Source organism: Pararobbsia alpina, from assembly GCF_902859895.1.
In the GTDB taxonomy this organism is placed as follows: domain Bacteria; phylum Pseudomonadota; class Gammaproteobacteria; order Burkholderiales; family Burkholderiaceae; genus Pararobbsia; species Pararobbsia alpina.
The window spans coordinates 103,017-122,130 of record NZ_CADIKM010000008.1 but is presented as its reverse complement, the minus strand read 5'-3'; the positions used below and the strand labels follow the sequence as shown (position 1 = coordinate 122,130).

The following is a 19,114-nucleotide window of genomic DNA, read 5'->3' as shown; positions in this document are numbered from 1 at the left end:
GCACGATGCTCTCGAACCTTGACGACCCGGTAGTCACTGACGAGCCTGCTATCCACCATCTTCTGGATTCGCCTGAGGTCGACGTTAAGCAAATCGCCTTTTCCAAACCGCGCACCCGCATCGCTGTGCCATCAGTTGCTGTGCGGCCACCAGCTCGATGCCAAACGAGCCTGCCTTGAACGTGGCGTTGACCTGAACGCGAACTTCGGCCGCTTCGCCATTTATTTCCTGGTTGGCCGCTGTCAACAGATCCGCGATGGCAATGAGGGCCGGCGCGAGGTCTCGCACGTCCATCCGATGTTCCACCAGTGCAGGCCCGTCGTAGACGACGTGAAAGTGTCGTGGTTGCTCATTTCCATATTGACGAATCCCTATGCTGCGGCGTGCGAATTATTAAAGATCACCTCGCCGCTCACGGCGATGGCACTTCGTTCGAGTGAGCTTTTAGTTTCGCAGCAAGCGATGCGGATCTCTCAATCGTCCGACGGCTCGAGCCCCCGCCTGACAACGAATAGGAAGGAGCCGACAACAATCTCGAAGAAACTGAAATTGTGCGCGGGGCGGTTACTAAATATTGAAACAGCGAGCCTCTGTTCGAAAGCGCGACAACGCACCGGGCTCATTTCCGACACGACCTAGAGCGCAGTCTTGCCCGCGCCAGATCATCATACGTCCTGCGCGGGGGGCAGCTTGCAGCACATACTCGCCCGGCATCAGAGCCTTCCGAAATGATCGGATATGGATAGCTGACTTGAAAAGAACCGGCCTCGAGAGATTCGAACTAGGCCGGAGTGGACCGAGCACGCGAAGTGCCAAATTTGATTCTCAAGCTTCCCGCCAGGAACACCTCACCATCCGCCACAACAGTCGTTTTCAATTCAAAGCTTCGATCAACGACGAATGGCGATAGCGTGACAAGAACGCCGATCATCGTCCGCATCGCTGCTTCGTCAGCGCGCTGCATATCGTCGACTATTTTTGCAACGGCCTCATCCGGCAAGATTTCCTCATGCAACAGCTGGGAGTCCGCATGGACTCGCACTACGAGGCTGCTCACCGGGTCGTCAATGGCCGCGCCGAAGTGGGTCAAAATGCACAGCTTGGGAAGGACAATCAGATTCTTTGGAACGAGAAGGTCTCGCTGATAGATGCCCATCAGCGAACTCTTCGATCCCTCCTCGAAGCGCACGTCATCGCAGAACGTGCTCACGGCAAAGCGGTTCATTTGATTGAGTCGCTCGTCTTGCGAGGAACACCGCTGATCATTGGCCGCAGGTCATCCAGGCTGATGTTCAACGCGTCAGCGAGAGCGGCAGCCGTTTCAAATTGAATCTTGAGCTTCCCCGACTCAATCTTTGCCACGTGTGACTGACTCGTTCCAAGTCGAGCTGCCAGAGCAGCCTGCGAGAATCCCCTGGAAAGACGTAACGCGGCCAAAGTCAGAGGTACGTCGTACAGATCTGGTGCGATACGTGCACGAGCCGCAGCCATGCGTGCGCCGAAAGCCTCATCGGCGACCTCACGCGCGGAGACGCTTTCAGAGAACGATTTGGTACCTGGCCGCCGAGGCTTGGGTGCATCCTGATTCGCAGTGGCCACCCACTGAATTGATGGCGAGGTCGCGCCACTCGCCGCGGCGACGTTAGTGCCGAACTGGCAAGGCGAGTCGCTCGTACTCGGTACAGATTCTTTGGGAGATCGGGTGGTTCGGTTGGTAGTCATAGCAATACTCACGCAACTCCAAAGGTGTGCGATCAGTCAAGCGCAACACCACAGCCAGAACGATGAAATCATCGTACGCAACGTCATACGCGTACAAGATTCGGTAGTGCCTGCGCGCCCACTCAAGACGCAACGCTTTCAGTCGATACACGTTGTAGCCGCGACGCTGAAGACAGTCGATCGCCCGGCAATCGAACTGCGGATCGGCGTACGCATGCGCATAGTGCCAACTGCTCAGACGGTCGAGAAGATGCTCCGACTCCTCCAATTCCTGGAGGAAGGCTCGCAAGTCATCTGCGTCCTCCTGCGACCATGCGGAAATCTGCTTAAGGTCGTGATCAACCCTGTCTACATACGAAAGGCTCGCCACTATATCACGCAGTATATAAGTACGGTTTCGGATTCGCAATGTTGAGGAAGAATCCTACAAAATTGCACAAATCATATTGATGCGGGCTTCAGAACTTCGCACACCTTCAGAAAAATTGACTTTTGATCGTAGCCAACGCTCGAACGTATCGCAACCCATGCGAAGGGCTGACTTGCCATCTGGACATCGCTGACGACTGGAAAAGGTGCGCGTGCAGGAACCCCTCTGCGCGGAGACGGCGCGCATGTTGCGCAGATGGCATTGCCTCAATTGAATCCGGTGCGACGCTGAGAACTCGCGAGCGGGTAGACACCCGATGAAGAAGACGTTGCTCCGAGATTTTTCCAGGGCACAGTGCGTGCCCTAACTCTTCTCCGCCTTGCGCGCCTGCTCGTTGAGTTCGCGCAAATGGTCAAGCTTGTCGCCGATCTTGGTTTCAAGACCCCTCGGCGTTGGCTGATACCACCGCTGCTCAGGGATATCTTCCGGGAAGTAGTTCTCTCCCGCTGCGTACGCATCTGGTTCGTCATGCGCGTAGCGATAGCCCTTCTTGTAGCCGAGCTTCTTCATGAGCTGCGTCGGCGCATTACGCAGATGCAGTGGCACCGGACGTGTGCGGTCGCTGCGCACGAATGACAATGCCTGATGCCACGCCACGCTGACGGCATTCGACTTCGGCGCGACCGCGACATACACAAGGGCTTGCGCCAGTGCAAGTTCGCCTTCGGGTGAGCCGAGCCGCTCATAGGCCTCAGCCGCGTTCACGGCAACCTCCAACGCTCTTGGGTCCGCGTTACCGACCTCCTCGCTTGCCAGTACGATGATGCGGCGCGCGAGATAACGAACGTCGACACCTCCGTCAACCATTCGAGCCATCCAGTACAGCGCCGCATCCGGGTCGGAGCCGCGGGCAGACTTGATAAGCGCCGAAATCTGGTCGTAGAACTCCTCGCCACCCTTGTCGAAGCGCCGGGTGGTCGCGGCGGATGCGGAGCTGACGAAGCTACCGTCGACGCGCGTTACCCCGGCCGCTGCGGCAGCGTTGGCGAGCTGCTCGAGGAGGTTCAGGAACCTTCGGCCATCACCATCGGCAAACCCGACGACAGCTTCGAGCGCGGGCTCCTCAAACGCCAGGTCGCCCAGCAGAGGGCGGGCTCGCACGAAGAGCTGCCGTAGCTCCCCGTCGGACAACGGCTTGAGTACATACACCTGCGCACGAGACAGCAGAGCGCTGTTGACCTCGAAGCTGGGATTTTCCGTCGTGGCTCCAATGAGGGTCAATCGCCCGACCTCCACGTGGGGCAACAAGGCGTCCTGCTGGCTCTTGTTGAGACGATGTATTTCGTCGAGGAACAGGACGGTTGAACGACCATCGTGGTCAAGCACCTGCTGGGCACGTGTGGCGGCCTCCCTCAGTTCCTTTACGCCTGCGGCGACGGCTGACTCAGCGATGAATTCATGGTCGAACGCCTTCGCGGCAAGCCGCGCAATCGTCGTCTTGCCGACGCCGGGCGGTCCCCAAAGTATGAAAGAGTGCAACTTTTTGGAGTCGAGCGCGAGCCGAAGGGGCTTGCCCGGGCCAAGCAGATGAGACTGCCCCACGACATCGTCGAGCGATTCGGGGCGAAGCTGCTCGGCAAGCGGCGCGCGAGGTTGGGTAGTAAAGAGGTCGGTCATGTCACAGATGGCTTGCGGCTTTTATACCGGAGGCATTGAGGCCTGCGGGTTCGGTTCGCCGAATCAGGACTCCCCGACACATGCCGGGCAGTGGAAAACAGCGATTTGGGCCAACAGCGACCGGCATTTCACCGGTTCCTGGATTCTACGCGTACGCCTGTCGTTGGCCTGCATCGAAGCTGCCCCGATTCTGTCTTCGGCACGGGGTGATACACGCGCAAGGCCTGAACCTGTCGTTTGACGTGACCGCGAGCTGACATGATGTCCGCCGCCGAGAAAAGCAAAGGCGCGTCTTCAACGAAACTCAAGGTCGCTGCGCCACACTCGTCAGCCACAAGCGCACCCTCTTGCACCGATGTATCGAACAACTCGTGCCATGAGAACGTCTCTTGCCGTCAATGAGTGAACTCTCCTGTGGCAATTCTTCGTCAATTCTCCCGTTATATCTGTAAGTATATTACCCTCGACTTGTTCGCCAGCCATCGCCCGCAGACTAGGAACTTCAGCTCGCGTGCCTGCATCTTTCGCAGTGGGGCTTTCAGAAGTGGAATCGTTGATGCCGTTCAGACGATTTTCGAGGATAGGACGGCACGATCGATCGGACTGCGCTGGTGTCGCATTTTTGTTTTCCCTGTTTGAGCCGCGAATCCAATAGGTTGCATTGACTCAAGGAAGATTTTCCATGAACGCTCGTCTATCCCGCTTCGTCATTGCACTCGTCACGTCGTTGGCAACCGTCTCGGCCCTTGCGGGGGAAGTGCAGGTTGCCGTCGCGGCAAACTTCACCGCGCCGACACAGGTGATCGCCGCGGACTTTGAGAAAGACACCGGCAACAAGGTGGTCGCCTCGTTCGGGGCGACCGGCCAGTTCTATGCTCAAATCAAGAATGGCGCGCCGTTCGAAGTCTTTCTTGCAGCCGACGACACGACACCGGCCAAACTCGAATCCGAAGGCCAGATCGTGGCAGGCAGCCGTTTTACGTACGCCATCGGTGCACTCGCGCTGTGGTCGGCGACAGACGGATACGTCGATCCGAACGGCGACGTGCTGAAGCGAAACGAGTTCAAACACATTGCGATCGCCAACCCCAAGACCGCGCCTTATGGACTGGCGGCAACGCAAGTGCTCGACAAACTCGGGCTAACGCAGGCTGTGGCGTCCAAGATCGTCGCAGGTCAAAACATTTCACAGGCGCAGCAATTTGTTGCGACCGGTAATGCGGAGCTTGGTTTTGTCGCACTCTCGCAGATCTACAAGAACGGCAAGGTCACCCAGGGTTCGGCCTGGCTCGTGCCTGAATCGCTGCACGACCCCATCAGGCAGGATGCAGTCATTCTCTCGAAAGGCAGTGCCAACCCGGCTGCGCAGGCGTTCATCGAATATCTGAAAGGACCGAAGGCTGCGGAGGTCATCAAGTCATTCGGCTACAAGCTCGACACGCATTGAGCTGCCCTCATGCTGCCCACCAACGACGACATGCAGGCCATATGGCTGACGCTCGAGCTCGCGAGCCTGGTGACCGTGCTACTGATTTTGATCGGCACGCCGATAAGCTGGTGGCTTGCGCGCACGCACTCTCGACTCAAGAGCTTCGTGGGTGCACTTGTCGCGTTGCCGCTAGTACTGCCGCCGACAGTCATCGGCTTTTATCTGCTTGTCGCAATGGGGCCTCACGGCTGGGTTGGACGTCTCACCCACGGTTTGGGGTGGGGCACCCTGCCTTTCACGTTTGCCGGCCTTGTGGTCGGATCCGTCATCTACTCGATGCCGTTTGTCGTCCAGCCCTTGCAGAATGCGTTCGAGGCCATCGGCGACCGGCCGCTCGAAGTGGCCGCGACACTGCGCGCCGGCCCATGGGATCGATTCTTCTCAGTGGTGTTGCCCCTGGCAAGGCCCGGGTTCGCAACAGCCGCCATTTTGGGTTTCGCTCATACGGTCGGTGAGTTCGGCGTGGTGTTGATGATCGGCGGAAATATCCCGGGCAAGACCCGGGTGGTTTCGGTGCAGATCTACGATCATGTCGAAGCAATGGAGTATGCACAGGCACATTGGCTGGCGGGCGGAATGGTGGTGTTTTCGTTCACAGTCCTTCTGCTTCTCTATTCACGCGGGCGGACACCGAAGACCTATGCATGATCTATCCGCTCTGCCCGAGCCTAAGCCTCCCCTGATGAGCCGTACTCCGTCAAGCGAGACACGGACGACTTCCGGCGGCATTCATGCGCGCTTTCTTGTCGAACATTCCGGCTTCACGCTCGACGTCGATCTTGACCTTCCGGACCGTGGCGTGACGGCAATCTTCGGTCAATCCGGATCCGGCAAGACGACGCTGCTGCGCTGCCTCGCCGGGCTGGTCACGCCGGTGAGCGGGCGTCTGTCTATCGGCGCGGATGTCTGGCTCGACACGGCGAATCGACTCTGTCTACCCACACACTGTCGACCGCTCGGCTATGTGTTTCAGGAAGCGAGCTTATTTCCGCATCTCACGGTCGAAGGAAATCTTCGTTTCGGACTGAAGCGCGTGGCGCGCTCCGAACAGCGCGTGGTCTTCGACCAAGCGGCTCAGCTTCTGGGTATCGAGCACCTGCTGCGACGCATGCCAAGCGGCCTCTCCGGTGGTGAACGGCAAAGAGTGGCCATTGCACGCGCCTTGTTGACCAGTCCGCGCCTTCTGCTGCTGGATGAACCCTTGGCATCGCTGGATCGGCAGCGCAAGGAAGAAATCCTGCCTTATCTTGCGCGTCTGCATGATGAGCTCGACATTCCGGTGATCTACGTCAGCCATGCGCCCGAGGAAGTAGCCCGGCTCGCCGACTATCTGGTTCTTCTGGACAATGGCCGCACCGTGGCGAGCGGTTTGATCTCCGACATGCTCGCGCGGCTCGATCTCGCTGTCGCCAGGGCAGACGATGCGTCCGTCGTCATGCCCGGTGTTGTCATCGGCTACGAGTCCACCTACGAGCTCCTCACACTGGCGCTCCCAGGGACACCCGTGACGATGAGAGTCGTTCATTCCTCGATGCGGCTGGGCGACACCATTCGAGTCGTCGTCAAGGCGCGCGATGTCAGTCTGACGCCGCAGGCCCCAGCGCTCGGAAGCATTCTCAATGTGTTGCCTGCCACGGTAGTCGGTATTGCCGAAGCGCACGCGCCGTCGCATGTGATGGTGAGGCTCGACGTGGAAGGCACCCCGCTCCTGTCGCGCATCACGCGTTTTTCGAGCGATCGCCTCGGCCTCGCCGTTGGCATGCGGGTTTGGGCTCAGGTCAAAGCTGTCTCGCTTTTGACCTAGAACCGACAGCGAGAAGCTCGGTCTTTTTGTCCAACCGTCGACGACGGCTAGGGCGTTCACAAACGGCTGGAGGCTCGACGATCGAGTGACAGAGGTGCACGACATACACGACCGCCGCACCGCATATTTAAGTCTCGCCTGTTGAAGTCTGACGGCTAGTTCGCGAAAGCACTGCGGTCGCACAAATGGGAACGGGGCGCCGTGTGATACACCCCTGACCGCGCCGCCGCTGCGTTGGCGGCCATCTCCAGTGCCAATCGACCTAAATCGACGGAAGTTTTACCGGCCCCGAACTGGATCGGGGCCGCAGTCCACTGGCGACAGTCTGCATCAACCGAACTGGGACGTGCCACTGTCGTACTGCGGTTCAGATTGTCCTCGATGGAGCCTGCATACACCGCCTTCGATGCAACGGCGGCTAGCAACAGAAAGGTGAGCGTGTGCGCTGTCATCTTTCCTCCAGTGGCGGCATCTAGTGCCATCGGGCACGGGTAGATGCCTCAGATACTACAGGAGATCAGGCGACGGGGCCGGCTCGTGCGTGCACGCGGGGCTACATCAAAACAATATCGTATTGCTCCTGACTCAAATTATTCTCCACCTGCAACGACACCGGCTTCCCGATGAAATCGCAAAGCATCGCGAGATGCTGCGACTCTTCCTCGAGGAACAGGTCGATCACAGTCTGCGATGCAACCACGCGGAACTCCCTCGGGTTGAACTGCCGTGACTCGCGCAAAATCTCGCGCAGCACGTCATAACAAACCGTACGCGGGGTCTTGACCTGCCCCTTCCCCAAGCAGATCGGACAAGGCTCGCACAGCACATGGGCCAGCGACTCACGCGTGCGCTTGCGTGTCATCTCGACCAGGCCCAGCTGTGAGAATCCGTTCACCGTCACGCGCGTGCGGTCGCGCGAGAGCGCCTTCCTGAGTTCGCTCAACACCTGGTCGCGATGCTCGGCGTTCTCCATATCGATGAAATCAATAATGATGATTCCACCCAGATTGCGCAGCCGCAATTGACGGGCGATCGTATGCGCAGCCTCGAGATTGGTCTTGAAAATCGTATCGTCGAAATTGCGCGCACCGACATAGCCCCCGGTGTTCACATCGATCGTCGTCATCGCCTCGGTCTGGTCGATCATCAGATAGCCGCCCGACTTCAAATCGACGCGCCGTGACAACGCGCGCTCGATCTCGGTCTCGATGTTGAACAGATCGAATAGCGGCCGCTCGCCCACATAGTGGTTGAGCTTGGGCACGACCGCCGGCGTGAACTGCGTGGCGAACTCGACCAGCTTCTGATAAGTCTCGCGCGAATCGACCAGCACTTTGCTCGTCTCATCGCTCACGAAATCACGCAGCACGCGCTGGGCCAGATTCAGATCTTCATAGAGCAGGCTCGGCGCCGGCACGCGCAAGGCCTGGCCCTGGATCGTCATCCACGTCGTGCGCAAATAGGCGACGTCGTTGGCCAACTCCTCGCTCGTCGAATCCTCGGCGATGGTCCGCACGATGTAGCCGCCCTTCTCGTCGAGCGGCAATACGGCCGTCAGGCGCGCACGCACGGCCTCGCGTTCGGCTTCGCTTTCGATCTTTTGCGAAATCCCGATATGAGGCTCCTGCGGCAAATACACGAGGGTGCGTCCCGCGATGCTGATCTGGGTCGACAGGCGCGCGCCCTTGGTGCCGATCGGGTCCTTGATGACCTGCACCATCAGGGTTTGCCCGTCGAACACGGTCTTCTCGATCGCTTGCAGATTGGCATTGTGCGATTCGCCCGGCACGCGCGGATGCCAGATATCGGCAACGTGCAGAAAGGCGGCTCGCTCCAGGCCGATGTCGATAAATGCGGATTGCATGCCCGGCAGCACGCGCACGACCTTGCCGAGATAGACATTCCCCACGCGTCCGCGCGACAGGGTGCGCTCGACATGCAGTTCCTGCACGGCCCCCTGTTGAACGAGTCCCACCCGCGTCTCCTGCGGCGTAATATTTATCAGGATGTCTTCGTTCATGTTTTCATTTTGGCCCTGGAATCGCTATTCAGAATTCGACGTGCGCGGCTCTCAAAAGGCTCGCTGTCTCGAACAACGGTAGACCCATGATACCGGAATAGGACCCTTCGATTCGCTCGACAAACCCACCCGCCCGACCCTGAATACCATAAGCACCGGCCTTGCCAAATGGCTCGCCGCTCGCCACGTACGCGTCGATTTGCGCGACGCTCATCGCCGCGAAACGTACCTTCGAAACAGACAGATCCGATTGCACGCCCGCCGCCGAGCCGACGGCAATCGCAGTCAGCACCTCGTGCTCGCGACCGGCCAGCCGTGCCAGCATCTCGGCCGCATGGCCGGCGTCGACGGGCTTGCCGAGGATCACCCCGTCGATGGTGACGGTCGTATCGGCCGTCAGGATCGGCGCGCGTATCAGCTTGCCGCCGTCAAGCCGGGCCACGGCCGCTTCGGCCTTGACCTGGCAGACGCGCATCACATAGTCGCGCGGCGCCTCGCCAGGCCGCTCGGCTTCAAGTGCTTCGGCAGCCTCGGCATCGTCGGGCAGCAGGAGTTCATAACGCACGCCGATCTGCGCGAGCAGTTCGCGCCGCCGCGGACTTTGCGAAGCGAGGTAGACGAAGGGAGACGACGGGATATCGGAGGTCGGTCGCATGCGGGCGTAGATGACGCGTCAGGCGCGATGGTAAGGATGGTTCTGTGTGATGGACCAGGCGCGATAGAGCTGCTCGGCAAGCAGCACTCTGACCATGCCATGCGGAAGGGTGAGACTCGAGAGTCTCAGCAGGGTGTCGGCGCGGCTCTTGAGCGCCGGGTCCAGACCGTCGGCGCCGCCGATCACGAACGCGACATCGAGGCCGTCCTGCTGCCAGCGCGGCAGGGCCTGCGCAAGCTGCATCGTGGTCCAGTCCTTGCCATGCTCGTCGAGCACGACAAGCCGCACCTTCTTCGGCAAGGCTGCTTCGATGCGCTGGCGTTCGACCGCCATCACGGTTTCCGCGGTGCGCGAGCCGGAGCGCAGCTCGGGTTTGATTTCGATCAGTTCGATGCGCAGCTCGGGGGGCATACGCTTCGTATACTCGGCAAATCCGCTCGCAATCCAGTCAGGCATCTTGTGCCCGACGCCGAGCACGTACAGCTTCATCAGCCCGCCGAACGCGGCGTCTTGCGGGCAGCTGTCTTGCGCGGTGCCCCGGTTTTCGCGGCGGCACCCGCGGCACTCTTGCGCGCCGGAGCCTTCTTCGCAGGGGCTACCCCGGCCGCGGCCTTCGTACCGGTGCGCGCAGGGGTCTTCGCAGAGTAGGTGCTCGTGCCCGTCGACTTGGTACCCGTCGTCCGAGAAACTGTCGTCTTGGCACCCGCCGTCTTCGCGCCGGTCGACTTGGTCCGGGCTGTCTTCGTCCCCGCCGCCTTGGTCGCGGTCGTCTTCTTGCCGGCGGTCTTTCTCGCCGCGGCCTTGCGAGCGGGAGCGGAGCTTGCTTCGTCTTCGTCTTCGTCGATCGTCACCCTGGCGCCGCCGAAGGTCGATTGCGTACTCAGCTTGACCTTGACAGGCTTGTCACCCCAGATCTCCTCGAGGTTGTAGTACTGGCGCAGCGCGGGTTGCATGATGTGGACCACGGCATCGCCGCAGTCGACCAGCACCCATTCGCCGACGTCCTCGCCCTCGACGCTGATGACATGCCCGCCCGCCTCCTTGACGCTTTCGCGCACGCTCGAGGCAAGCGCCTTGGTCTGGCGGTTCGAGGTGCCGCTGGCGACGATCACGCGATCGAACAGCGAGGTCAGGTGGCTCGTATTGAAGACTTTGATGTCTTGCGCCTTGACGTCTTCGAGACCGTCGATAATGACGCGCTGCAACTTGATGATATCCATGGTTTACGACTGATAGAGATGATGTTGCCGGATATAGTGCCAGACACTGGCTGGCACATGCTCCGAAGTAAGGTCCCGTGCGGCCAGCGGGCCACGCAGGTGTTCTCGTATGTCGGTCGCCGAAATATCGAGTGCCAGTGCTTCGTCGATCAATATATGACCCTGTGCGGAGCGCGCGATCATGGCGCTGTCGGCCCGCCGTTGCGCGATCTCCGCCTGCAGGGCGAGCGAGGCGACGTTCGCCTCGAAACCCGGCCGCGACTCGGCGCAGATGTGCGCATAGTCGAACAGGCGCGGCCACTCATGCCACGTATCGAGCCTGACCAGTTGATCGGCGCCGATCAGGTAGGACAGCGACGCGTCCGGCCCAAGCCGCTCGCGCCACGCGGCGAGCGTGTCGATGGTATAGGTCGGGCCGTCTTTCTCGATTTCGTCCGTCGCGACCCAGACCTGCGTGCCGGGCAACGTCAGCTGTTCCGCCGCGAGCCGCGTCATCGCGACCCGATGTTCGGCACTCGTTACGCCGGCCTTCTGGTATGGCTGGCCGGCCGGCATCAGCACGAGCTCATGCAGGCAGAGCAAACCCGCCAGGCGGCTTGCCAGTGCGAGATGCCCATTGTGAATCGGATCGAACGTACCGCCCAGAATGCCGATGCGGTGCCGTTCATTCATGCGCGAACCAATTTGCCGTGACGCACGCCCAAACGGCCTGCATCAGCCGCCCTTCCCCTTTGTTCGCTTGCCGCATCTTCTCACGTCTCCCGCAAGACCTTTCAGATCGATCAAACCCACGCGCGCCGGATCAGGAAGTCGCTGTACAAGCGCTGCTCTTCCGATCCGGGTTCGGGCTTCCAGTCATAGCGCCAATGCGCGACGGGCGGCATCGACATCAGGATCGATTCGGTCCGGCCACCGCTTTGCAGGCCGAACAGCGTGCCACGATCGAACACCAGATTGAATTCCACATAACGCCCGCGACGGTAACACTGGAACGCACGCTCGCGTTCGCCATACGGGTGCGAACGCCGGCGTTCGACGATCGGCTGGTAAGCCGTCAGGAACGCGTCGCCGACGCTGCGCATCATCGCAAACCCCTGCTCGAACCCCAGCTCGTGGAAGTCGTCGTAGAAGATGCCGCCGACACCGCGCGGCTCGCTGCGGTGCTTCAGATAAAAATACTCGTCGCACCACTTCTTGAACCGCGGATGCAGATCCTCGCCGAACGGCGCGAGCGCATCTCGGCAGCTCGCATGAAAGTGCCGTGCATCGTCCTCGAATCCGTAGTATGGCGTCAGATCCATGCCGCCGCCAAACCAGAACACTGGCGCATCGGTCGGATGATGCGCAACGAATACGCGCACGTTCATATGAACCGTCGGGCAGTACGGATTCAGCGGATGCATGACGAGTGACACGCCGAGCGCCTCGAAACTCCGCCCCGCGAGTTCCGGACGCCGGGCCGACGCGGAAGGCGGCAGGCTATCCCCGAGCACATGCGAGAAGCCGACGCCGCCGCGTTCAAACACCGATCCGCCTTCGATCATCCGCGTCCGGCCATTGCCGCGCAGCGGATCGGTCGGAAGTTTCTCCCACGCATCGGTCGAGAACGGGGCGCCGTCGATTGCGCCCAGGGTGTCGGTGATACGCGCTTGCAGGTCCAGTAGATAGTGCCTGACCGCGGCCAGGTCGAGTGTTGCATTCATCAGATCACGTTCCAGCGAAAGAAATGCGCCTTCGGCGTTCCTCGATGATCGCCGCCCTTCAGCGGCAAGACCTGAAGTCCGGTCATCGCGCCCGGCGCGGGCAGCCGCACCGGCCGGTGCGGTCTGCCGTCAAGTATCGCAGACGGAGGAAGTTCGATCAGCGTACCGAGGCCGAGACAAATCGTCGCAGGCCTTCGCCCCGGTGCTCAGTGCTTGCGGTTCAGCGCTCGGTGGCCGATGTCGCGCCGGTATTGCATGCCGTCGAATTCGATCCGGTTGATCGCTTCGTAGGCGGCCGATTGCGCACCGCGCACCGAGTCGGACAAGCCGACCACGCAGAGCACGCGGCCACCCGACGTCGTGAGCTTGTCGTCAGCCAGCGTCGTGCCCGCGTGGAAAGTCACCGCGGTTTCGTTCTCGGCCGGAATGCCCGAAATCAGGTCTCCCTGACGCGGCTTGTCGGGGTAGCCGTGCGCGGCCAGCACGACACCCAGTGCGGTACGGCGATCCCAGCTCAACTCGGCCAGATCGAGTTCGCCCGCGATGGCCTGTTCGACGACCTTCGAAAAGTCTCCCTTGAGCCGCGCCATGATCGGCTGCGTTTCAGGGTCGCCCATCCGACAGTTGAATTCGATCGTCTTCGGGTTGCCCTGCGCGTCGATCATCAGGCCCGCGTAAAGGAAGCCGGTATAGCGAATGCCTTCCTTCTCCATGCCGCGCACGGTCGGCTGGATGATTTCGCGCATCACGCGCGCATGCAATTGCGGCGTGACAACCGGCGCCGGTGAATACGCGCCCATGCCGCCGGTGTTCGGCCCCTGGTCGTCATCGAGCAGGCGCTTGTGGTCCTGGCTCGAAGCAAGCGCGAGCACATGCTTGCCGTCGACCATCACGATAAAGCTCGCTTCCTCGCCGCTCAGGAATTCCTCGATCACGACGCGCGCGCCCGCCGCGCCGAATTTATTGTCGGCCAGCATCGAGTCGACTGCCTGGTGCGCTTCTTCGAGCGTCTGGGCCACGACCACACCCTTGCCGGCCGCGAGTCCGTCGGCCTTGATGACGATCGGCGCGCCCTTCCGGTCGAGGTAGGCGTGCGCGGCAGCGGCATCCGTGAAGGTCTCGTAGTCGGCCGTCGGAATGCCGTGGCGCTTCATGAACGCCTTCGCAAAATCCTTCGAGCTCTCGAGCTGGGCCGCTTCCTGCGTCGGACCGAACACCTTGAGCCCGCGCGCACGGAACAGATTGACGATGCCCCCGGCAAGCGGTGTTTCGGGACCGACGAGCGTGAAGGCGATGCCTTCCTTGACGACGAAGTCCGCGAGTGCCGCGAAGTCGGTAATCGGCACGTTGCGCAGCCGTTCGTCCTGAGCGGTGCCGCCGTTGCCCGGCGCAACATAGACCAGTTGCACGCGGGGCGACTGCGCGAGCTTCCATGCGAGCGCGTGTTCGCGGCCACCAGCACCGACTACCAATACCTTCATGTGAATCCCCGAGCTTTGAAATCGTCTGCCGACAAGGCGTCAAGCCTCTTCGATCACCGCGTTTGTATAAACTTCCTGGACATCGTCGAGGTTCTCGAGCGCGTCGAGCAGCTTCTGCATCTTGAGCGCGTCCTCACCCGTAAACGTCACTTCCGTCTGCGGCTTCATCGTGACTTCAGCAAGCTCGGCCTTGAAGCCGGCGGCGGTGAGCGCGGCCTTGACCTTCTCGAAATCGTGCGGCGGGCAGATGACCTCGATGCTGCCGTCTTCCTGGCTGGCGACATCGTCGGCACCGGCCTCGAGCGCGGCTTCCATGAGCGCGTCTTCAGGCGTACCCGGCGCGAACAGGAACTGGCCCACATGATCGAACATGAAGGCGACGGAACCGTCGGTGCCCATATTGCCGCCGAACTTCGAGAACGCATGGCGGACTTCGGCGACCGTGCGGGTCCGGTTGTCCGTCATCGTGTCGATGATGATCGCCGCGCCGTTCAGGCCATAGCCTTCGTAGCGGATTTCTTCGTAGTTGACCCCGTCGAGACCGCCCGCGCCGCGTTGGATCGCGCGCTGGACGTTGTCTTTGGGCATGTTCGCATCGGCGGCCTTCTCGACTGAGAGGCGCAGGCGCGGGTTACTGCTGATATCGGCGCCGCCCAGACGGGCAGCGACCGTGATTTCCTTGATCAGACGCGTCCAGATCTTGCCTCGCTTCGCATCCGTGGCGGCCTTCTTATGTTTGATGTTGGCCCATTTGGAATGACCGGCCATAGAAATTCTCCGTGGCACGCGAGGGCGCGTGCGCTGCTATCTGTGTAAACATTCGTTGACTCGGCCCAAGCGGCGTAACGACAGGCGCCGCGGCGCGGATGTTTCATTGCTGAAACCGCTCGACCGGACCGCGATTTTAGCACGCCGAACCCTAGTTCTTGGTTCCAAAAAGCCGGTCGCCGGCGTCGCCAAGGCCCGGCACGATATAGGCGTTCTCGTCGAGGTGCGAATCGAGCGAGGCAACGAACAAATGCACGTCCGGATGCGCATCGTGGAAAACCTTGACCCCTTCGGGCGCGGCCACCAGTGCGAGAAAGCGAATCGAATCGCCCGCCACCCCGTGCTTTTTGAGCACATCGACCGCATGCGCGGCCGAATAGCCGGTCGCGACCATCGGATCACAGAGGATGAAGGTTCGCTCTTCGAGATCAGGCGGCAGCTTGACGAGATATTCGACCGGGCGATGGCTCTCGTGGTCGCGATACACGCCGATATGGCCGACTCGCGCCGACGGAATCAGCTCGAGCAGGCCATCAGACATGCCGACGCCCGCACGCAGCACGGGCACGATCGCGAGCTTCTTGCCCGCGATCACGGGTGCGTCGTAGACGGTCAGCGGTGTGTCGATCTGGCGCGTGGTCAGCGGCAGCGTGCGCGTGATCTCATAACCCATGAGCAGCGTGATTTCGCGAAGCAGGTCGCGAAAGGTCCGGGTCGACGTGTTCTTGTCACGCATATGCGTGAGTTTGTGCTGGATCAGCGGATGATTGAGAATCGTGAGATTCGGAAAGCGCGAATCGTAGTACGTGCCCAGGACGGGCGTGTCGATTTGGCTGGCGGTCATGGCCGGGTGGGCTCGGTTGGCTTCAGCGCGAAGCGGGAGAAGGACAAAAACTCGGGACGAAAACTCACTTCAAACATTCGGGACGGAAACCCGAGACGAACACTCAAAAAAACCAAAGCTCGCAACAATAAACCGGTATGCCATTCGTCAATGGACGGTTTGAACGAAGTGTAGCGAATTTGCCGCACGCCGGGCGCATCTGCGCTTCGACGGCAGCGTCGCGGACGCCCGCTGCTGCGACGATCTTCTAAAATGGGCACCGCGAACACGCGCCCCCTGGCGCGACGTATCTCTGGAGAATCACAATGGATTTGGGAATTGCCGGTCGGCGGGCTCTCGTTTGCGCCTCCAGCAAAGGCCTCGGACGCGGGTGTGCCGAGGCGCTCGCGGCCGAAGGCGTCGAAGTGACGATCCTCGCGCGCAGCCGTGACGCACTCGAACGCACCGCCGAGGAAATCCGCGCGAAGACGGGCGCGAAGATCATCGCCGTCGCCTGCGACATCACGACACCCGAAGGTCGCACAGCTGCCCTCGCCGCCTGCCCCGAGCCCGATATTCTCGTGAATAACGCCGGCGGCCCGTCGCCCGGCGATTTTCGCGACTGGGAGCGCGAAGACTGGATCGCCGCGCTCGACAGCAATATGCTCACCCCGATCGAACTGATCCGCCAGACCATCGACAGCATGGTCGCACGAGGCTTCGGGCGCATCGTCAACATCACGAGCTCATCGGTGAAGGCGCCGATCGAGGTGCTCGGCCTGTCCAATGGCGCGCGTTCGGGATTGACCGGTTTCGTCGCCGGCGCGGCGCGCCGCTTCGCCTCGCACAATGTAACGATCAACAACCTTTTGCCAGGCGCCTTCGACACGGACCGTATCCGCAAGGTCAACGAAGCCGTCGCGGCAAAAAACCAGATCAGTATTGAAGAAGTCCGCGCGCAGCGGCAGAAATCCATTCCCGCCGGCCGGTACGGCCAGCCAGACGAATTCGGCGCAGCCTGTGCGTTCCTTTGCAGCGCGCATGCGGGCTATATCACGGGGCAGAACTGGCTGGTGGATGGCGGCGCCTACCCCGGCACCTTCTAAACAACAAACATAGGGGAATGGTCAATGAAGATCCGCATCGCGCTGATTGCGCATGACAGGAAAAAAGACCAGATGGTCGAACTTGCCGGCCGTTACGTCGACACTCTAAGGCAATGCGATCTCGTGGCAACCGGCACGACGGGTCAGCTACTGATCGATGCCTGGCAACTCAGCGTCGAGCGCAAGCTGTCGGGTCCGCATGGCGGCGATCTGCAGATCGGCGCCGAGCTGGCAGAGGGGAAGGTGCAGATGGTCGTGTTCCTGCGCGACCCGATGACACCGCAGCCGCACGAACCCGATATCAATGCGCTCGTGCGCGCGTGCGACGTCCACAACGTCGCATGCGCGACCAATCTCGCCACGGCGAGCATGATGCTCGACCGGCTGAAGCTCGATCTCGAAGGGATCGTCTGATGCCTGACCAGGCGGGCGCCCTGCTCCCGCCTGCCGCTCGCTCCTAGGCCGCTTCCTGCTGCTTGAACTGGATCTTGTGCAGGTTCGCGTACAAGCCATTGACCTGCAACAGCTCGAGGTGACTGCCTTGCTCGACGATGCGCCCGTCATCGAGCACCAGGATCCGGTCGGCTCGCTCGATCGTCGACAGCCTGTGTGCGATCACGAGCGTAGTGCGGCCCACCATCAAGGTTTCGAGCGCCGCCTGCACATGACGTTCCGATTCGGAGTCGAGCGCCGAGGTCGCTTCGTCGAGAATCAGGATCGGCGCATCCTTGTAGATCGCGCGCGCGATCGCGACGCGCTGACGCTGGCCGCCCGAGAGACGCATGCCGTTGTCGCCGACCTGTGTATCCAGACCGTGCGGCAGGCTGGCCACCATATCCGTCAGGTTGGCCGCCGCGATCGCCGCCTTGACCTTGGGAAGGTCGATATCCTGACCGTAGGCGACATTGGCCGCGATCGTGTCGTTGAACAGCACGACGTCCTGGCTCACGAAAGCGATCTGCGAACGCAGGTCGGCAAGCACATATTCAGCCACGGGCACGTCGTCGATCAGGATGCGGCCGCCGGTCGGATCGAAGAAGCGCGGCAGCAGATTGACCAGCGTCGTCTTTCCGCCGCCGGACGCCCCTGCGAGCGCGACCATTTCACCCGGCTTCACAGTCAGGTTGATATCCGAGAGAATGGGCCGGTCGCGCTGTGAGAAGTTGAACGACACATGCTCGAACGCGACCTTGCCGCGCGACCGTGCGAGCGGCGTGCCGCCGCCGGGCGGCTCGACCGGTTCATCGATCAGGCCGTAGATCAGCTCCGCGGCCGTGATGCCGCGCTGCAACGGCTGGTTGACGTCCATCAGATGCTTGAGCGGCGAGATCACGAGCAGCATCGCCGTGACGAACGACACAAACCCGCCAACCGTGGTCTGGTCGTTGGCCGACTGCAGGACCGCGATGGTGATGACCACGGCGAGCGCAATCGAAGCAAGAAACTGGGTCAGCGGCTGAGCCAGGCCACCTGATATGGTCATGCGCATCGAATAGCCGCGCAGTCGGCGCGACATGCTCTCGAAACGGGTCATCTCGTATTTCTGCCCGTTGTGCACCTTGACGACCTTGTAGCCGCCCGCCGTCTCCTCGACGATATAGGACAACTCGTTGGTCAGGTTCTGGTAGTCGCGGTTCAGTTGCCGCAGGCGCCGGTTGATCTTGCTGACGAGGTAGCCGATCGGGGGCATTATCACGGCGATGATCAGCGTCAGCCGCCAGTTCAGGTAGAACAGATAACCGAGCAGGAAGATCACCGTCAGCGATTCGCGGACCAGCGTGATCGCGACCCCGGTCAGGATCTGCAGCACCTGGTTAACCTCGAACACGACCGCATTGATGATCGTGCTTGCGGTCTCTCGCTGGAAGAACGAAGCGCTCGCGTGAAGCACGCGGTCGAACATCTTGAGCCGCAGGTTCAAGAGCACCGTGTTCGACAGCCACGACAACAGGTAGTTGGATGCGTACTGCGCGGCGCCACGCACCAGGGCAAGGCCCACCACCGCGATCGGCACGAAATACTTCATGTGCGTGGTGTGGTCTTTCGAGCCGAAACCCTTGTCGAGCACCGATTTGAGCAGGGCCGGAATGCCGGCCTCCGAGGCGGCGACCACTCCCATCGCGAGCACGCCGAGCACCACGGCCCAGAGATGCGGCTTGACCTCCAGCGCGAGGGCCTTGAGCAGGCTGATGGAGCGGCCGGGAGGCGTTTTCATGGATTGCTTGAACAGTTCAAAAACGCCATTCTACCGGACGCGCACGCCGCTTCCGCCCCGC

20 protein-coding genes are annotated in these 19,114 nt (G+C 61.2%); 5 read left to right on the top strand and 15 right to left on the bottom strand.

Annotated features, from left to right (window positions below):
- Window positions 1–84: 84 nt before the first annotated feature.
- The 5 genes from HV670_RS11435 to HV670_RS11415 all read right to left on the bottom strand — a co-directional run bounded on the left by HV670_RS11435 (window position 85) and on the right by HV670_RS11415 (window position 3,769).
- On the bottom strand, window positions 85–369 hold the full coding sequence (locus HV670_RS11435; protein WP_484555932.1) for an LAPAL motif-containing putative phage structural protein: 285 nt from the start codon (window positions 367–369) through the stop codon (window positions 85–87).
- A 412-nt stretch (window positions 370–781) separates the two neighbouring features.
- Window positions 782–1,225 (bottom strand): hypothetical protein, encoded by a 444-nt coding sequence (locus HV670_RS11430; protein WP_175104892.1) that lies wholly within the window; start codon window positions 1,223–1,225, stop codon window positions 782–784.
- On the bottom strand, window positions 1,222–1,491 hold the full coding sequence (locus tag HV670_RS11425) for a helix-turn-helix domain-containing protein (protein WP_175104891.1): 270 nt from the start codon (window positions 1,489–1,491) through the stop codon (window positions 1,222–1,224). Before HV670_RS11425 ends, HV670_RS11430 begins: the two co-directional genes overlap by 4 nt.
- A gap of 151 nt (window positions 1,492–1,642) precedes the next feature.
- Window positions 1,643–2,092 (bottom strand): hypothetical protein, encoded by a 450-nt coding sequence (locus HV670_RS11420; RefSeq protein WP_175104890.1) that lies wholly within the window; start codon window positions 2,090–2,092, stop codon window positions 1,643–1,645.
- 363 nt (window positions 2,093–2,455) lie between these two features.
- The gene (locus tag HV670_RS11415; RefSeq protein ID WP_175104889.1) at window positions 2,456–3,769 is read right to left on the bottom strand and encodes a replication-associated recombination protein A; all 1,314 of its coding nucleotides are present in this window, start codon (window positions 3,767–3,769) and stop codon (window positions 2,456–2,458) included.
- 682 nt (window positions 3,770–4,451) lie between these two features.
- Here HV670_RS11415 and modA point away from each other — a divergent pair.
- From modA to modC, 3 genes are read left to right on the top strand one after another with little or no spacing between them, the layout of a single operon-like run.
- A complete protein-coding gene (modA, locus tag HV670_RS11410) occupies window positions 4,452–5,216 on the top strand; it encodes a molybdate ABC transporter substrate-binding protein (protein WP_175104888.1) in 765 nt (254 codons plus the stop codon).
- Window positions 5,217–5,225: 9 nt separating this feature from the next.
- Window positions 5,226–5,906, top strand: coding sequence for a molybdate ABC transporter permease subunit (modB, locus tag HV670_RS11405; RefSeq protein WP_175104887.1), 681 nt, complete (start codon window positions 5,226–5,228; stop codon window positions 5,904–5,906).
- A gap of 34 nt (window positions 5,907–5,940) precedes the next feature.
- Window positions 5,941–7,062 (top strand): molybdenum ABC transporter ATP-binding protein, encoded by a 1,122-nt coding sequence (gene modC, locus HV670_RS11400; RefSeq protein ID WP_217478407.1) that lies wholly within the window; start codon window positions 5,941–5,943, stop codon window positions 7,060–7,062.
- A gap of 553 nt (window positions 7,063–7,615) precedes the next feature.
- Here the strand turns inward: modC and rng are convergent.
- The 9 genes from rng to upp form a co-directional block, all read right to left on the bottom strand.
- Complete coding sequence (gene rng / locus HV670_RS11395) at window positions 7,616–9,082, bottom strand: ribonuclease G (RefSeq protein ID WP_175104885.1); 1,467 nt, start codon at window positions 9,080–9,082, stop codon at window positions 7,616–7,618.
- Between the two features lie 28 nt (window positions 9,083–9,110).
- Complete coding sequence (locus HV670_RS11390) at window positions 9,111–9,737, bottom strand: Maf family protein (RefSeq protein ID WP_175104884.1); 627 nt, start codon at window positions 9,735–9,737, stop codon at window positions 9,111–9,113.
- Window positions 9,738–9,755: 18 nt separating this feature from the next.
- A complete protein-coding gene (gene rlmH / locus HV670_RS11385; RefSeq protein ID WP_175104883.1) occupies window positions 9,756–10,226 on the bottom strand; it encodes a 23S rRNA (pseudouridine(1915)-N(3))-methyltransferase RlmH in 471 nt (156 codons plus the stop codon).
- The gene (gene rsfS / locus HV670_RS11380) at window positions 10,226–10,957 is read right to left on the bottom strand and encodes a ribosome silencing factor (protein WP_175104882.1); all 732 of its coding nucleotides are present in this window, start codon (window positions 10,955–10,957) and stop codon (window positions 10,226–10,228) included. Before rsfS ends, rlmH begins: the two co-directional genes overlap by 1 nt.
- Before the next feature lie 3 nt (window positions 10,958–10,960).
- The gene (locus tag HV670_RS11375) at window positions 10,961–11,629 is read right to left on the bottom strand and encodes a nicotinate-nucleotide adenylyltransferase (protein WP_175104881.1); all 669 of its coding nucleotides are present in this window, start codon (window positions 11,627–11,629) and stop codon (window positions 10,961–10,963) included.
- Between the two features lie 110 nt (window positions 11,630–11,739).
- On the bottom strand, window positions 11,740–12,660 hold the full coding sequence (gene hemF / locus HV670_RS11370) for an oxygen-dependent coproporphyrinogen oxidase (protein WP_175104880.1): 921 nt from the start codon (window positions 12,658–12,660) through the stop codon (window positions 11,740–11,742).
- Window positions 12,661–12,866: 206 nt separating this feature from the next.
- Complete coding sequence (gene purD / locus HV670_RS11365; RefSeq protein ID WP_175104879.1) at window positions 12,867–14,141, bottom strand: phosphoribosylamine--glycine ligase; 1,275 nt, start codon at window positions 14,139–14,141, stop codon at window positions 12,867–12,869.
- A gap of 39 nt (window positions 14,142–14,180) precedes the next feature.
- Entirely contained in the window at window positions 14,181–14,909 is a 729-nt protein-coding gene (locus HV670_RS11360) for a YebC/PmpR family DNA-binding transcriptional regulator (RefSeq protein WP_175104878.1), read from the bottom strand.
- Between the two features lie 151 nt (window positions 14,910–15,060).
- On the bottom strand, window positions 15,061–15,753 hold the full coding sequence (upp, locus tag HV670_RS11355; RefSeq protein ID WP_175104877.1) for a uracil phosphoribosyltransferase: 693 nt from the start codon (window positions 15,751–15,753) through the stop codon (window positions 15,061–15,063).
- A gap of 305 nt (window positions 15,754–16,058) precedes the next feature.
- Between upp and HV670_RS11350 the strand changes: the two genes are divergently transcribed.
- The gene (locus HV670_RS11350) at window positions 16,059–16,838 is read left to right on the top strand and encodes an SDR family oxidoreductase (protein ID WP_175104876.1); all 780 of its coding nucleotides are present in this window, start codon (window positions 16,059–16,061) and stop codon (window positions 16,836–16,838) included.
- Between the two features lie 24 nt (window positions 16,839–16,862).
- The gene (locus tag HV670_RS11345) at window positions 16,863–17,252 is read left to right on the top strand and encodes a methylglyoxal synthase (protein WP_175104875.1); all 390 of its coding nucleotides are present in this window, start codon (window positions 16,863–16,865) and stop codon (window positions 17,250–17,252) included.
- Between the two features lie 43 nt (window positions 17,253–17,295).
- On the opposite strand, the gene msbA is transcribed toward HV670_RS11345, so the two are convergent.
- Window positions 17,296–19,053, bottom strand: coding sequence for a lipid A export permease/ATP-binding protein MsbA (gene msbA, locus HV670_RS11340; protein WP_175104874.1), 1,758 nt, complete (start codon window positions 19,051–19,053; stop codon window positions 17,296–17,298).
- Window positions 19,054–19,114: the final 61 nt, after the last annotated feature.

Bases quoted from the DNA above. Each gene is read 5' to 3' on its own strand.
- HV670_RS11375 (WP_175104881.1), bottom strand. From the start codon at position 11,629: ATGAATGAACGGCACCGCATCGGCATTCTGGGCGGTACGTTCGATCCG.
- HV670_RS11345 (WP_175104875.1), top strand. From the start codon at position 16,863: ATGAAGATCCGCATCGCGCTGATTGCGCATGACAGGAAAAAAGACCAG.
- rng (WP_175104885.1), bottom strand. From the start codon at position 9,082: ATGAACGAAGACATCCTGATAAATATTACGCCGCAGGAGACGCGGGTG.
- purD (WP_175104879.1), bottom strand. From the start codon at position 14,141: ATGAAGGTATTGGTAGTCGGTGCTGGTGGCCGCGAACACGCGCTCGCA.
- msbA (WP_175104874.1), bottom strand. From the start codon at position 19,053: ATGAAAACGCCTCCCGGCCGCTCCATCAGCCTGCTCAAGGCCCTCGCG.
- HV670_RS11425 (WP_175104891.1), bottom strand. From the start codon at position 1,491: ATGGCTGCGGCTCGTGCACGTATCGCACCAGATCTGTACGACGTACCT.
- HV670_RS11415 (WP_175104889.1), bottom strand. From the start codon at position 3,769: ATGACCGACCTCTTTACTACCCAACCTCGCGCGCCGCTTGCCGAGCAG.
- rsfS (WP_175104882.1), bottom strand. From the start codon at position 10,957: ATGGATATCATCAAGTTGCAGCGCGTCATTATCGACGGTCTCGAAGAC.
- HV670_RS11390 (WP_175104884.1), bottom strand. From the start codon at position 9,737: ATGCGACCGACCTCCGATATCCCGTCGTCTCCCTTCGTCTACCTCGCT.
- hemF (WP_175104880.1), bottom strand. From the start codon at position 12,660: ATGAATGCAACACTCGACCTGGCCGCGGTCAGGCACTATCTACTGGAC.
- HV670_RS11360 (WP_175104878.1), bottom strand. From the start codon at position 14,909: ATGGCCGGTCATTCCAAATGGGCCAACATCAAACATAAGAAGGCCGCC.
- modC (WP_217478407.1), top strand. From the start codon at position 5,941: ATGAGCCGTACTCCGTCAAGCGAGACACGGACGACTTCCGGCGGCATT.
- rlmH (WP_175104883.1), bottom strand. From the start codon at position 10,226: ATGAAGCTGTACGTGCTCGGCGTCGGGCACAAGATGCCTGACTGGATT.
- HV670_RS11430 (WP_175104892.1), bottom strand. From the start codon at position 1,225: ATGAACCGCTTTGCCGTGAGCACGTTCTGCGATGACGTGCGCTTCGAG.
- HV670_RS11350 (WP_175104876.1), top strand. From the start codon at position 16,059: ATGGATTTGGGAATTGCCGGTCGGCGGGCTCTCGTTTGCGCCTCCAGC.
- modA (WP_175104888.1), top strand. From the start codon at position 4,452: ATGAACGCTCGTCTATCCCGCTTCGTCATTGCACTCGTCACGTCGTTG.
- upp (WP_175104877.1), bottom strand. From the start codon at position 15,753: ATGACCGCCAGCCAAATCGACACGCCCGTCCTGGGCACGTACTACGAT.
- modB (WP_175104887.1), top strand. From the start codon at position 5,226: ATGCTGCCCACCAACGACGACATGCAGGCCATATGGCTGACGCTCGAG.